Here is a 13,847-nt window from a genome sequence, read left to right as displayed (position 1 = left end):
CCATGTGTCGTCAGCGCATCGAGCCCGATGAATGGGACCTCCACGGAGGGTGGGCGCTCGGGGACCGCATCGAGTGGTCGGATAGAGCGTGCGGCATGGCAGCACTACGGATGATCCTTCTCGCCTACGGCCGCGAGGCCCCCTCAGTGACCGAGCTGCTGAAGCTGGGCGTCAAGCGCGAGGCCCTGACCCCTCGGGGCTGGCTTCACGCCGGCATCGCCGACCTGGCGACTGACTTCGGAGTGCCAGGCCGCGCCGAGCCCGTTGCGGTCGACAGCCTCGTGAGCCGACTTGCTGACGCCCCCCTCATCATCTCGGTCACTGAGCAGCTTCCCGACGACGGGCGCCGTGGCGGCCACCTCATCATCGCCCGCGGTTACGAGGCCGGACCGGACCCCGTCATCCTCATTCGCGACCCGTCCGCCTGGGGCCAGACGCATGGTCGGGTGCCGCTCAGCAGGGTGGCCGCCTCCTATTCCGGGCGCGCGATCACCTTCGCCCCCCTCATCGCCGGAAGGATCCCCGCGTGATTACGTTGACGCTCACCGAGATCGCCCAAGCCACCGGCGGCACCCTCCACGATGCCCCCGACCCCCTTGTGCGGGTGACCGGTCAAAGTGCCAGCGACTCCCGGAATGTAGACCCTGGCGGCATGTTCGTCGCGGTGTCCGGCGCCCGCGTCGACGGACACGACTTTGTCCCCCAGGCCATCACCGCAGGCGCCGTATGCGTCCTGGCTTCCCGCCCCGTCGGTGTGCCCGCCGTCGTCGTCCCCGATGTCACTGCGGCCCTCGGCCGGCTCGCGCAGCACGTTCTCACCCGCACCGCCAACGCACAGGTCGTCGCCCTGACCGGCTCCGCGGGGAAGACAACCACCAAGGACCTCCTCGCGCAGGTCCTCAGCCGCCATGGGGAAACCGTCGCTACGCCGGGCTCGTTCAACACGGAGATCGGTCTGCCGCTCACCGTGCTGCGCGCCAGCGAGTCCACCCGTTACCTCATTCTGGAGATGGGCGCGCGACATCAAGGCGACATCGCGTACCTTACCTCGCTCACCCCGCCGAGCCTGGGCATCGTCCTCAACATCGGCTCCGCGCACGTCGGGGAGTTCGGCAGCCGGCGAGCCATTGCCGACGCCAAGAGCGAGCTGGTTCAGGCGCTCCCTCCGGTAGCCGAGGGCGGCGTCGCGGTCCTGAATGCCGATGATGACCTGGTCGCCGCGATGGCCCACCGGACGGTGGCCGCCGTTGTGACGTATGGAACCGGCGGCAGCGCCGACATCCGGGCCACCGATATCCGTATCACTGCTGGCCGCGCCACGTTTGTTCTGCACACACCGCAGGGCTCGGCCTCCGTCGCCCTGCGCCTGCTGGGTGCGCACCAGGTTCACAATGCGCTCGCGGTGGCAGCTGCTGCCCACTCGCTTGGCATGGCCACGGCCCAGATTGCCGAGGCGCTGTCCGCCGCCGACCCCGTGTCGGCCGGCAGGCTCCAGGTTCTCGAACGCGCCGATGGCGTGACGATCATCAATGACGCCTTCAACGCCAATGTCGAATCCATGCGTGCCGGACTCCACTCGCTTAAGTCCCTTGCCCAGGGGCGACGGAAGGTCGCCGTGCTGGGCGAGATGAAGGAACTCGGTGATGCCTCGCGTGCAGCCCACGCGGAGATTGGACGTCTCGTCGGCGAGTTGGGCATCGATGTCCTGGTGACGGTGGGCACCACCAGCGAGGCCATGGCACTCAGCGATGCTGCGCGTCTCAGCTCCTCGCCCCCGCAGATCGAATCGGCTGCCGATCCGGACGGCCTGTTGCCGGTTCTGCACGGCTTACTCAAGAGCGGTGACGTGGTTCTCGTGAAGGCCTCGCGCTCGGTTGGCTTGGAGCACTTCGCCGACGTCCTTCAGGCCGATATGACGGCCGCGTAGGCACGCCGCATCGGGTGGCCCTGGGCCGCGAGAGGAGAACAGATTGGGTGTCGGTGGCAGCCTCTACGCTCGAACACATGAGTACACCCACTGAGGGGCTGACTCTGGGGGCTGTCAGCGACATTATCGAGCGCAAGATCCTCACCGACACCGTCAAGATCACCCGGCCGGGGGAGCCGGTATTCAACCCGGACACTGGCCAGTACGAGCCCGGCCCGCCCATCGCCATCTACGAAGGCAACGGCGGAGTTTTCCCCGACGGCGGGCCGGGGATCGTCCTGCACCTGGAGGGCCAGGCGTACTTCGACGACTCCACGTCGAAGTACAAGCTGTTCACCCCGCTGGATGCGCCTGTGGCCTCCCGGGGGGACACGGTCAGCGTCACCCAGGCGGCCGACCCCGCCGCCATCGGCCGCACCTGGCGCGTACTGGACATCGGACAGACGTCGACTCTCGCCGTCGTCCGTACGACCTTCCTCGACCAAAACACGCAGACCACGGGGTCCTCGTGACGACGCCGATCGATAAAGAGGCCGAGCGGCAGCGCCTCGAGTCCGAAGTCCTGGTGGACACAGTCCGCATCACCAGGCCGACCGGCACCCCGGTCCTCGATGCGGATACCGGCCTGCTCGGCCCGGTGCCGGCCACGACTGTGTACGAGGGGACCGGCGCGGTCCTCTCCGGCCACGGCCAGGTCACCGCCCAGCACGTCCTCGGGCGCGAATGGCTCGACGACACGGTCTCCTGGTACCGACTGCTCACACCGATCTCGGCGCCCGTGCCCGCCCGCTACGACCGAGTGGAAGTGATTGCCGCAGCAGGCCAGCATGCGGCAACAACGGGGCGCACCTGGCAGGTCCTTGACCCGTCGGAGGCATCCACGGTGGAGATCGTGCGAGTCACCCGCCTGGACGAGATCACCCCGCCTGGGTGACAACTGCTTGAGATACGGGAGCCGCGTAGGCTGAGGTAGGTGATAACACATCAGAGTTCTGCACCTACCTCAGCCTCAGGGGTGCGGCGGGTCCGCATCCAGACGAACGGGCCCGGAGGCGGGCCCGGAAACCTACTTGAGGTCGACGGCCATGACCTGACGTCGTCGGTCGCGGCCTATGCCCTCACCCACGTCGCCGGCCAGTTTCCCCAGCTGCTGGTGGAGCTGCCGCCGAGCACCACGGCACAGAGTGTGTTCGAGGGGGAGGCGTGGGTCGTCGTCGGAGAGCAGCCGGACCCCGGCCAGGCCGCCGCCGCGTTCCTGGCGGCGATCGACGCGGCCGAGCTGGAGAAGGCGGCGCTCGCCCGCCATGACCTGCAAGATGGCGGCCCGCACGAGCTGACGCGAGCCATGCTCGCCCAGCTCACCGAGTGGGCACTCGGCAAGGAGCCGCCCATCCCCGAGGAGAGGGGCCTGTAGATGGTCTCGCCGCTGAACCCGCATCCGAACGCGCACCCGCTGGCCGGCGCCTATTCGAATGCGGTGCAGATCGCCGCGGCGCTGGATGCTCGGGCCGCACTGACGCTCCCGCAGGCCACAGCGGTCGTGCAGCACTACGCGATGCTGCTGGAGACCCGCATCAAGGCGAAGGCCTCCGGCAGGCCGGGGCCGAACGCGCCCACGGGCGACTACCGGCGCAGCTGGGCGCACGAGGTCTCGACCGATGGCGTGACCGTCACCGCGACCGTGGGCACCAACAAGCCCCAGGCCAGGCGGCTGGAGTACGGCTTCGTGGGGGCTGACTCGTTGGGAAGAGTCTTCAATCAGCCGCCCTTCCCGCACGTCGGCCCGGCGGTGGAGGAGATCAGGCCCTTGTTCGTCACGGCGCTCGCGGACGCGATCGGTGACGGCTCATGACTGCGCCTGACCTGGCCAGCGACCTGCACACGGCGATCGCCGATGTCTTGGACCGGCACGGCTATGGCCTGCTGTCCCGGATGATCCTCGTCGCGGAAATCGTGGACGAGGACGGCGCGCTGGGGCTCTTGCTGGGGTCCTCGCCCACAGACCTGCCGGTGTGGGACCGGGTGGGGATGCTGCGCTACGCACTGCACGACACAGAGGCCGACGTCATCGCCAGCCGCATTACCCAGGACGAGGAGTAACCATGCCGGTGTCAGGGCGAGTGGTATCGCTTGCGGTGCAGACGATGCTCGCCACCGCGACTGGCCGCTCCTGCGGCTACGGCACCGCCCCCACTGCGACGAGCACACCGACCGGGGCCACGGTGCCGTACAGCGTGCTGTACCCGCTGGGCATCACAACCTCCGGGCCGGTGTTCGGTGATGGTGACGCGGATGCCCGCGTCCTGCTGCAGGTGACCTCGGTCGCTACAACCGCCGAGCAGGCGGAGTGGATGGCCGACAAGGTCCGTGCCGCCCTGGTGGCCCGCACCACGGTGGGCGGGTACGCGAATGCGATCACCGTGACTGGATGTGCCGTCATCGGACGGGAGTTGGACAAGGAGGAAGGCGTCTCCGTCAGCAGCGGCGTATACAGTTACGTGCAGCGGTACGTCCTCACGGTGACCTCTCTCGGGTCCTGACGTCACTGCTACCTCACCGCGGAGGCCCCTCGCGGACGCCCGGCCAGCACCGGTACGGGCCGCATCCCCTGTCGTATGACGTGCGACGTGTCGGGGACGGGCCTCCGGCGCGCGCCACTCTCGGAGGCAGGGTCCCCAGAGAGTGAGACCACCCACTTGGCTACCACCCAGCGGTTCATGCGCCGCGGCGTCACCAAGTTCTACTTCCTCAAGGCCATCGCGGCCGAGACCAACATCCCGACCCGCACTGAGCTCGGCGCCGCCAACGGAACCGACCTGTCCGGCGCCATCTCCGACATCGAAGGCTTCGGCCTGGAGAACTCCCCGATCGACACCCCTGACATGGGGTCCGCGTTCACCTCGAACATCCCGGGTGAGGACAAGGCCGAGAACTCCGCGCTGACGTTCTACGAAGACAAGACCGGGGACACGATCGAGACGCTCCTGTCGAAGAACACGGAGGGCTTCGTGGTGATCCTCCGCAAGGGCGACCAGCCCGATTCCAAGTCGATGGACATCTTCCCGGTCCGGGTCGGCTCCCGCAGCCCGAGCTACACCACGGGCACCGAGCCGGCGAAGTTCAAGGTGTCCTTCGCGATCACTGCGCTGCCGACGCTCGACGCCGCCGTGCCGACGGCCGGCGCCTGAGCGGGGAGGGTGCCGCATGTCCATGCATTCCACCACTGTTGAGCCTCCGGCCGCCGCCGTCGCCAAGGACGCCCACTGGGCGGCCAAGATGGCGCGGCTGCGGGCCCGCAAGCTGCCGGAGCGGACGCTGTCGATCTGCGACGACCCGGCGGCGAAGACGGCAGTCACCGAGGCCTCGCTCGACCTGGCGAAGGCCCGCACACGGGCGCAGGCCGCCTCCATCGAACTGGGCGTGCCAGAGGAGCAACGCGAGGACTGGGTGCAGGCCCACCCCGAGGTCCTGGCCGCCACGGGCGCGCTCGACGACGCGCAGCGCGCACTCGCCGAGGCCACGCTCACCCTGACGTTCCGCGCGCTGCCCAGGCCTGCCTGGGAGCAGCTGCTGCGCGAGCACCCGCCGACCGAGGCCCAGGCCGACGCCGGCATGGAGTACAACGTCGAAACGTTTCCCCCTGCGCTGATCTCGGCCTGCCATGTTGAGCGGGATCAGGAGGGCCGACCGGTCGAGGGGATGAGCGAGGAGGAGGCGCAGGAGCTGCTCGACGCCTGGCCGGACTCCGAGGCGAAGGCCTTGTTCACGATGTCACTGCTGGTGAACCAGACGCTGAGGGCGGACCTGGGAAAAGGCTGATCACCGACGCCGCGTTCCGCGCCGAGCTGGAGCTGTGCGCGGCGTACGGCATCCCGCACTCGCAGTTCCTCGGGGCGGGTGACGGACGGTGGACGGCCCTGGACCGCGCGAAGGCGCTGGCCTACCTCGCCTACACGAAGACGATGTGCGAGGGGTGCGGCACCAGGGCCGCCGAGTGGGACGAGCAGGCAGGCGGAGACCGGTTCGCGTACGTCTCGGAGACACACCGCTGCCCAGGGTGCGAGCTGATCGCGATGGAGCAGGAGCAGGTTCCCGAGGGGGCCGAGGGGCGCGGGGTGAAGATCGGGCTGCGGCCCAGAGAGAGGTAGCGCGTGGCCTCCGGCTACAACCTGTACGTCAACTTGATGGCGAACACGGGCCCGCTCGCCGCCGGGCTCCGCCAGTCGGCGGGCCAACTGCGGGCCTTCGACGGCCAGCTCGCCGGCACTGCTGGGCGCCTGGGGCAGATGCAGGCCGCAACCCAGCGCCTGGCCGCCGCCCAGCAGACAGCCTCCGCACAAATGGTGGCCGCGCAGGGCCGCGTCGCCCGCGCGACCCAGCAGGCCGCAGCGGCCCAGCAGGCGGTGACACGCATCCAGCGCGCCCAGCAGATCGCGACGACGCTCACGGCCCGCGCCCAGGCCGCGCAGGCGACGGCCGCGACCAGCGCCGCCGCCGCCCACGCGAACGCCGCCCGCATGACCGCTGCCGCGCAGGCAGCCCAGGCCCGCGGCGCGACGAACGCCGCGGCGGCGGCACAGCGCGCAGCACGCGCGCAGGCGATCTCCGGCCAGTACACGCAGGGCACGGCCGCCGCGCAGCTGCGGGCCGCCGCGGCCACGGACGCAGCGGCCCGCGCGACGCGGCTCGCCGCCCGCACCTCCACCGGCCTCGCGGACGCGGAAGCCCGTGCGGCAAGCGCGGTTGCCGCACGGAACGATGCACAGCAGCGCGCAACCCGCACCGCAGCCACTACGGCGCGCACGGTACGGCGAGCCGAAGAAGAAGTGGCCGCCGCCCGGCAGGCCAGCGCCGCCCGTTCCGCGCAGGCCGGTGTCGCCCTTGCCGCGGTGCTCGGCCTCGGCGTCGCCAACGCCATCGCCCTGGAGCGGGAGATGGCGAACGTCATGACGATCTCGCAGCAGATCACGGGCGACAACGTCGCGTCGTTCACTGACCAGATCGTTCGACTGTCCACTGAGCTGCCGCAGACCGCAGAGCAGCTCGCCCAGGGCCTGTACCAGATCGTCTCCACCGGGTTCGACGGCGCCCAGGCGATGAGCATCCTCGAGGTCGCGGCACAGGGCGCGGCGGCCGGCCTCACCACATCAGAGACCAGCGCCCGCGCCCTGCTCGGTGTCCTGAAGGCGTACGGTGTTCCCGCCTCGCAGGCCAGCGACGTGATGGACACGATGTTCCAGACCGTCAACCTCGGTGTCATCTCGTTCGAAGAGCTCGCCCAACAGCTTGGCGACGTGGTGCCCATGGCGGCCGCGGCCGGCGTCGAGTTTGACGACCTCTCCTCCGCTCTGGCCGCGATCACGCTGGCCGGTATCCCGGCCGCCGAGAGCGCCACCGCGCTCAACATGCTGATGACCCGGCTGATGAAGCCGACCGCGGAGCTCCGGGAGGCGATCAAGGGCCTCGGCTACGAGTCCACGGCGTCGGCGGTGCAGCAGGACGGCCTCTATGTGGTGATCAACAAGCTCAACGGGGTCACCAAGGGCTCCGCCGAGGCGATCACCGGCATGTTTAAGGACATCCGCGCTGTACGCGCGGTCCTGGCGCTCGCGGCAGCGGACGGGAAGAACTACGCAGACACCTACCGAGGGATCGCCAACGAGGTCGAGCGGGCCGGCGCTACGCAGAGGGCATACGAGATCCAGATGGACACCACGTCCGGGCAGTGGCAGCTGTTCGCCAACCAGGCCCGGGCGCTCGGCATCGACCTCGGCAGGGCGCTGCTGCCCGCGCTGAAGGCGGTCGGCGAGGTCATGAACGTCGTTGCGGGCGCGCTCAACGACCTGCCGGGCCCCATGAAGTCGCTCATCGGATGGACGACGGCGCTGGGCGCCGCTGCGCTGCTGATGCGCGCGGCATTCATCAAGGTCGGGGCACAGCTGACGACGTTCCGTACGCAGCTCGCTGCGGCGCGGTCGGGCGGTGCGGTGCTGCCGGCGGTCCTGTCCGGCGCGGGCCTGGCCGTCTCCGGTCTGACTGCCCTGCTGGCGGTCGGCACGCTCGGCTACGCGGCGTACAGCGCGTCCAAGCAGAAGGCGAAGGACGCCACCGAAGAGCTGGTGGCCGCGCTGAAGGCGGAGCGGGAGGAAGGCGAGTCCGGTGCGGGTATCCGCAAGCTGACCGAGCAGCTGACGGGCGGCAATTTCGCGGAGTACATGAAGGCCATCGGCGCCGACGTGGACGAGGCGGTCGAAGCCATCACGAGCGGCGGGGCCCAGCTGGACGCCCTGTACGCCAAGGCTGACCAGCTGAACAGGCAGGGTCTGGGGCTCGTCCCTGGCCTGTCGCCCGACGAGAAGGAACGGGCCCTGTCGGACGCGCGTAACGCGCGCAACGTCCTCAAGGAACGGCGGAAGATCTGGTCGGACGCGGTGAAGCAGGAAGCCGCGATCGCAGAGCAGATGGCCATCGTCGACGCGAAGATCCGCGAGCAGCAGTCGGTGATGGGCGGCGCGTGGAACCTGGACATGCTCCTGCCCAAGGACAAGAAGGGCGCCCCCCAGTACACGAAGGAGATGGAGGCCCTCGCCAAGGCCGTCGGTGACGCCGTGGACCCCTCCCGGGCCTTCAAGGACGCCCAGTCCGCCGCCGGAGAGGCGATGCGCAAGGCTGGCAAGGACGCCGACGACGCGAAGGTCTCCCTGCGCGGCTACATGGAGGAGCTGCGCAAGCAGGTCGAGTCGCAGCGCGACTTTCAGAAGAACCTCTCCGAGCTGGCCCTGGCCGGCTACTCGCCGCTCGTCGATCACTTCGCGGATCTCGGGGTGGAGTCGGCGCCGATGCTTGCCGAGCTGGTCACCGATCTGAAGAAGGGCAAGACGCAGATCGCGGACGAGATGCAGGCGATCGTGCAGGAGGACGCGGCCCGTTCCACGGAGGCATACCGGCTGGGCTTGGAGCAGCTGCCTGCGATCGCAGCGCGGTACGGCGATGAGACCGCGCGGGCCTGGGCGGAGGCCTCGGAGACCAACGACCCGTCCAAGTTCGCGAAGATCACACAGCAGATGGCGCTGCTGGACATCGGCCGGGCGGTGAAGCAGTCCAGCCATGAGGCGCGCGACGAGTTCGACCGCGGCATGGACCTGATCGCCCAGGTGGCCCAGCGAAAGGGCAAGGACGCGGCCCTCGTCCTGAAGAAGGCCCTGCTCGACGGCGACGTGCAAGGTGCGATGACCCAGCTGCAGGCGGTGTGGGGCGCGGACACACCGATCAGCGCACCCGACCTCTCGCAGGTGGTGGCCGCTTTCCAGACGGCCGGGCAGCAGGCGAACACTGAGTGGTCGGGAATGCTCGATCTCATCGCCCAGGTCGCCCGGGAGAAGGGCTCGGCAGCTGCTTCCGCGCTCACCTCGGCGCTGCTGTCCGGCGACATGCAAGCCGTCGAGGCACAGCTCAACGCGATTGGGGTGTCCGTCAACAACATCCCCGGAAGCAAGTCCATCACCGTCAGTGTGACCGCGAACCAGCCGCCGCCCATCGTGGTCCCCATCTACTTCAAGCGGACAGGGTGGGACAAGGACGCCAACGGCACCCCGGACTCGATTCAGCGACCGCAGGCCAACGGCAGCGTCCTCGACTTCTTCGCCAGCGGCGGCATCCGTCGGCGAGAGCACCACGTCGCACAGATCGCCCGTCCCGGCGACTGGCGGGTATGGGCCGAGCCCGAAACGGGAGGCGAGAGCTACATCCCGCTCGCGCCGAGCAAGCGGACCAGGTCCCGGGCGATCGCCGAGGAGACGGTGCGCAGGCTCGGCGGCCAGGGCATCCGGTGGTACGCCGACGGCGGCCTGACCGGCTGGAACTACGAAGCGCCCTCGCTGTTCAGCCTCTCCGGCCTGGCGTCGGACTCGAAGGACAAGAAGGGCAAGTTCAGCCTGGCCGCGTTCGGCAAGAACCTTGACAAGGCAGTGAAGAAGGCCCGGCAGTGGCGTAAGGACCTCGACACCGTGGCCCGCCGCGCCGGCCAGGACGTCGCCGACGCGCTTGCCGACATGGGCGAGGACGGCATCGAGCTGACACGGAAGATGGCCACGGGCAGCTCCAAGTACATCAAGGCCATGGCCGCCGACCTTCGGGCGCTCGCCGAGGCGTCGAAGGCCTCGCTCGGCTCCTACACCAGCCAACTCAAGGCCGCGGTCAAGGACCAGCAGGCCTTCGAGCAGAACCTCGCGCGGCTTGCCGCATCCGGCTACGGCGACTTGGCGAAGATGCTTGCCGAGCAGGGCGACGCTGACGCCGAGGACCTGGCCGCTGAGGCGGTGAAGAACAAGTCGAAGGCGAAGGCTGCCAACGAAGCAGCGAAGAGCGCCAACAAGGTGCTGCCGGACTCGGACCTGCCGGACCTGGTGGCCATCATCTCCGCAGTCAAGAACTCCAAGACCGGCATCCACGAGGTCGCGGAGGCGACCAAGCTGGACGAGGACCACATCATCGAGATCGCCAACCTGGCCTACGCGCGCATCAAGTCGGCACTTGGCACCAAGGGCACGAAGTTCCTCGCCGATCTCGCCAAGGCCAACAAGGGCCTTGCCTATGCCTCCGGCGGCATCCTCACCCCCGGCATCTACGCCACCAGCAACGGACTCGTCCGCTTTGCTGAGCCCGAGACGCAGGGCGAGGCGTTCATCCCGCTCGGCGGCGCAAAGCGAAGCTCGGCCACGGCCGTCCTCGAGGACGTCGCGCGCCGCTTCGGCTACCGCCTCACCCCGGCAGGCACCAGCCCGGCCCGTGTGGTCGACGCCCGCCCGGCCGGCGCCGTGCAGGTCGTCGTCGTACGCGAACAGCCCGCCGCGCTCGTCGGCTCCATGCCCGTCACCGTCAACGGCGCCGCCGACCAGACCACCGCCGACTCCGTGGGCACGGAGATCATGCGTCGCCTGCGCAACGCCCAGCGAGGAGGCCGCATCTGATGGCCACGCTCACCACCGACTACCAGATCGACTTCGCAGGGCTACTCCTAGGGCCCGGCACCCCTTACGTGGTCTCCGACGTAGTGGGACTGGGCGCGCCTGAGCTACGCACCCAGGACGTCGACAACCCAACGGACGACGGTGCCTTTCCCGGCGTCGACTACTACCGGCCCCGCGTCGTCCGGATCGAAGCCGCCATCCGCACCCCCGGCGACCCCAGCGCGGCCGCCGATGCACTGGCGCGGCTGCACGAAGTAGCCAGCACCCCGTCCATACGGAAGACCGCCGGCAAGCTGGCCGTACTCCGGCTGCGCTGGCCCGGCCGCGGCGTGCGGCGCCTGTACGGGCGGATCCGCCGCGCCGACGCAATCAGCACGGCGCAGAGCATCTTCGGCTGGATCCCCCTCGAGCTGGAGTTCGCCGCTACCGACCCACGCTTCTACGACGATGTGCAGCAGACCCTTGTCCTGCCCCTGGATGTCTCCCAGGACAGTCAGGGCTTCCAGGCCCCGCTCGTCGCCCCGATCACGACCGGCGTCGCTGACCCCCAGGAGCGCCCTGGCTGGGTCACCAACTCTGGTGACCTTCCTGCCTGGCCGACGATCACGATCACCGGGCCCGTCACCAATCCGCGGGTCTGGATCGTGGAAACCGGCCGCGTCCTGGAGCTCGCCCTCACCCTTGGGGAAGGCGAGCGCATCGAGATCGACACACGGCCCGGTACCCGCTGGGTGCTGCGCAACGGATCCGGCAACGCCTCCGCCGCCCTCACCTCAGCTTCCCGGCTGGACCTCTTCACCATCCCCGGCACCGAGCCGGATGCCCCCGCCCGCCGCTCGGAGCTGCGCTGGACGGCCACCGACTACACCAACACCGCACGCTTGTCCGTCTCATGGCGCGACGCGTACACGGCCCTGTAAGGAGCACACCCCAATGGCGTTGATCCAGCCCCCGCTGATGGTCCACGGCGGCACCCACCCCGCCCGCGCGCTGCGCATGATGATCCGCGACATGTCTCGTGGCTCACAGGGCGTGACCGAAGGCAACGACCTCAAGGTGCGGCAGCTGGCCACCCCCGGAGCCGGGGTCCGCGTCGGCGACGGCTCCGCAGTCGTGCGCGGCGCGGCCTGGGGTCAGGGCTCCTACACCCAATACAACGTCGGCGACGCGACCGTGCCTATCGCACCGACCGGCGCCGCGGCCCGGTCCGACCTGCTGGTGCTGCGCATGGAGGACCCCGAGTACGAGGGAACCAGGAACCCGGCCACGCAGGACATTGGCTACTTCCATGTGATTAGCGGCGTCTCGGCAACGACCACGGCCGCGCCGGCCGGAATGACGGCCGTACCGCTGGCCCGCCTGGACATTCCCGCCCAAACGGCGACCATCACCGACGCCATGATCAAGGACCTTCGGGTCATCGCCAACCCCCGGCGCGAGCGGACGCTGAACACCGCCTTCCCCGCAGCGTCGTCCACCCTCGGCTACTCCGACAACAAATGGCACGTCTGGCCTACCAACGCCCGCTGGAACATCGCCGTACCGCCGTGGGCTGCTACAGCGAAGATCGTCACGACCATCACCGGGCTGTCCCTTCGCCGTGCGAACGTCTTCGCCCTGATACGCAATGTCATCGGCACCACCGCGGGCCAGCACATCGCGATTGACGACGACCAGGGCAGCGGCTTCCGCCGCAACACCGTGGTGTTCGCCGACTCGTTGGCCATACCTGCGTCCCTGCGCGGAACCACGGTCCCCGTCTATACCGAGACGTACATGTACAAGTCTGAGACAGGCGACTTGGCCGTGGACGGCGCCACGACGTTCATTTGCGACGTGGAGTTCACCGAGGGCGTCATCTGATGCCGTCCTACCGATACCTCACACAGAACGCTCTGACCGGCGACATCCTGGCCTGGGACCTGCCCCTGAGCGGTGTCGAGTTCGGCCCAGAACTGAACGGCCCCGGCAGCTTGACCGCGGTCGTCGAGCCGCGTCTGGCCCACCTGGCGCGCGCCCAACTCGACCCGGGCAACACGTTGATCTTCTCGGAGCGCGACGGGACCCTGCTGTGGGGCGGCATCGTGTGGCGCGCTGACCCGGAAGGGCAGCAGCTGCGCGTCGAGGCAGCCGGTGTCGGCTCCTACCCGCACCGTCGCCATGACCTCCACGGCAACCTCAACGGCCGCGGGCCCTACGTCAATGCCGACCCCTGCAAGGTCATCCGTGATGTGTGGGCGTATTGCCAGGAGCAGCCGGACGGCGACCTGAGGGTGGTCGTCGACTCCACCACGTCGAAGGCCACCGTGGGCACGACTGCCGAGCCGTACTCCGTCGACTGGTGGGAGGCGCCAACCCTCGGCCAGGTCATCGATGACATGACCGCGGTCGAGTCCGCCCCCGAATGGACCGAGTCGGTTGCCTGGACTGGTGGCAAGCCGGCCACTCGGGTCCGAATCGGGTGGCCCCGCCTCGGGACACGACGTACGGACATCAGCTTCACGTCCGGCATCAACGTCGCCAAGACGGTTGCAGTCGAGTACGACGCGGACAGCTACGCGCAGGTCGTCGTCGCGCTCGGCGCGGGGGAGGGCCGCAGCCGCCGCCGCGCTATCGACGCAGTCCGCGACAGTCGGCTGCGCCTCGAACACCTCCTCGAGCTCCCCTCGGAGAAGGGCAACGACCGGCTGGCGACCCGTGCCCGCACGGAGCGCACCGCCCGGCAGGTCATCGGCGAGGTCACCGAGATCGTCGTCCGCGACCACCCCGCGGCCCGGATCGGCTCATGGCAGATCGGAGATGACGTCCGCGTCCGCGTCCACGACCAGTGGTCGGAGTTCGACGGCTGGGGTCGGATCGTCGGCTGGCAACTCAAACCCCCTACGGGTGATGAGCAGGAGCAGGCAGTGGTGCAGCTGCAGCGCGCCGACCGATTCACCTACGGAGGCTGA

The 13,847-nt window shown here is 69.2% G+C and carries 15 protein-coding genes; all 15 read left to right on the top strand.

What is annotated here, in order from left to right; all coding sequences use genetic code 11:
• Positions 1-95 precede the first annotated feature (95 nt).
• Positions 96-530 (top strand): cysteine peptidase family C39 domain-containing protein, encoded by a 435-nt coding sequence (locus tag ABD858_RS10410; RefSeq protein WP_345036013.1) that lies wholly within the window; start codon positions 96-98, stop codon positions 528-530.
• On the top strand, positions 527-1,927 hold the full coding sequence (locus tag ABD858_RS10405; protein WP_345036012.1) for a UDP-N-acetylmuramoyl-tripeptide--D-alanyl-D-alanine ligase: 1,401 nt from the start codon (positions 527-529) through the stop codon (positions 1,925-1,927). Before ABD858_RS10410 ends, ABD858_RS10405 begins: the two co-directional genes overlap by 4 nt.
• Positions 1,928-2,004: 77 nt before the next feature.
• Entirely contained in the window at positions 2,005-2,439 is a 435-nt protein-coding gene (locus ABD858_RS10400) for a DUF6093 family protein (protein ID WP_345036011.1), read from the top strand.
• Positions 2,436-2,861 carry a DUF6093 family protein gene (locus ABD858_RS10395; protein WP_345036009.1) on the top strand — a complete coding sequence of 142 codons (426 nt, stop codon included), beginning with the start codon at positions 2,436-2,438 and terminating at the stop codon, positions 2,859-2,861. Before ABD858_RS10400 ends, ABD858_RS10395 begins: the two co-directional genes overlap by 4 nt.
• Positions 2,862-2,942: 81 nt before the next feature.
• Complete coding sequence (locus tag ABD858_RS10390; RefSeq protein WP_345036008.1) at positions 2,943-3,341, top strand: hypothetical protein; 399 nt, start codon at positions 2,943-2,945, stop codon at positions 3,339-3,341.
• Positions 3,342-3,779: an HK97 gp10 family phage protein gene (locus ABD858_RS10385; RefSeq protein WP_345036007.1), complete on the top strand. Its 438-nt coding sequence runs from the start codon at positions 3,342-3,344 to the stop codon at positions 3,777-3,779.
• Entirely contained in the window at positions 3,776-4,027 is a 252-nt protein-coding gene (locus ABD858_RS10380) for a hypothetical protein (protein ID WP_345036006.1), read from the top strand. Before ABD858_RS10385 ends, ABD858_RS10380 begins: the two co-directional genes overlap by 4 nt.
• Before the next feature lie 2 nt (positions 4,028-4,029).
• Positions 4,030-4,467 (top strand): hypothetical protein, encoded by a 438-nt coding sequence (locus ABD858_RS10375; protein WP_345036004.1) that lies wholly within the window; start codon positions 4,030-4,032, stop codon positions 4,465-4,467.
• A 156-nt stretch (positions 4,468-4,623) separates the two neighbouring features.
• The gene (locus tag ABD858_RS10370) at positions 4,624-5,115 is read left to right on the top strand and encodes a phage tail tube protein (protein ID WP_345036003.1); all 492 of its coding nucleotides are present in this window, start codon (positions 4,624-4,626) and stop codon (positions 5,113-5,115) included.
• A gap of 16 nt (positions 5,116-5,131) precedes the next feature.
• Entirely contained in the window at positions 5,132-5,746 is a 615-nt protein-coding gene (locus ABD858_RS10365; protein ID WP_345036002.1) for a hypothetical protein, read from the top strand.
• Between the two features lie 143 nt (positions 5,747-5,889).
• Positions 5,890-6,075 carry a hypothetical protein gene (locus ABD858_RS10360; protein WP_345036000.1) on the top strand — a complete coding sequence of 62 codons (186 nt, stop codon included), beginning with the start codon at positions 5,890-5,892 and terminating at the stop codon, positions 6,073-6,075.
• 3 nt (positions 6,076-6,078) lie between these two features.
• Positions 6,079-10,896: a phage tail tape measure protein gene (locus ABD858_RS10355; protein ID WP_345035999.1), complete on the top strand. Its 4,818-nt coding sequence runs from the start codon at positions 6,079-6,081 to the stop codon at positions 10,894-10,896.
• Complete coding sequence (locus tag ABD858_RS10350) at positions 10,896-11,816, top strand: phage distal tail protein (RefSeq protein ID WP_345035998.1); 921 nt, start codon at positions 10,896-10,898, stop codon at positions 11,814-11,816. The genes ABD858_RS10355 and ABD858_RS10350 overlap by 1 nt, the downstream gene beginning before the upstream one ends.
• Before the next feature lie 13 nt (positions 11,817-11,829).
• Complete coding sequence (locus ABD858_RS10345) at positions 11,830-12,759, top strand: hypothetical protein (protein ID WP_345035997.1); 930 nt, start codon at positions 11,830-11,832, stop codon at positions 12,757-12,759.
• Complete coding sequence (locus ABD858_RS10340) at positions 12,759-13,847, top strand: hypothetical protein (RefSeq protein WP_345035995.1); 1,089 nt, start codon at positions 12,759-12,761, stop codon at positions 13,845-13,847. The genes ABD858_RS10345 and ABD858_RS10340 overlap by 1 nt, the downstream gene beginning before the upstream one ends.

It is taken from the genome of Streptomyces sannanensis, from assembly GCF_039536205.1.
In the GTDB taxonomy this organism is placed as follows: domain Bacteria; phylum Actinomycetota; class Actinomycetes; order Streptomycetales; family Streptomycetaceae; genus Streptomyces; species Streptomyces sannanensis.
Note: the sequence above shows the minus strand (reverse complement) of the source record. Positions and strands in the feature narration are given on the sequence as shown.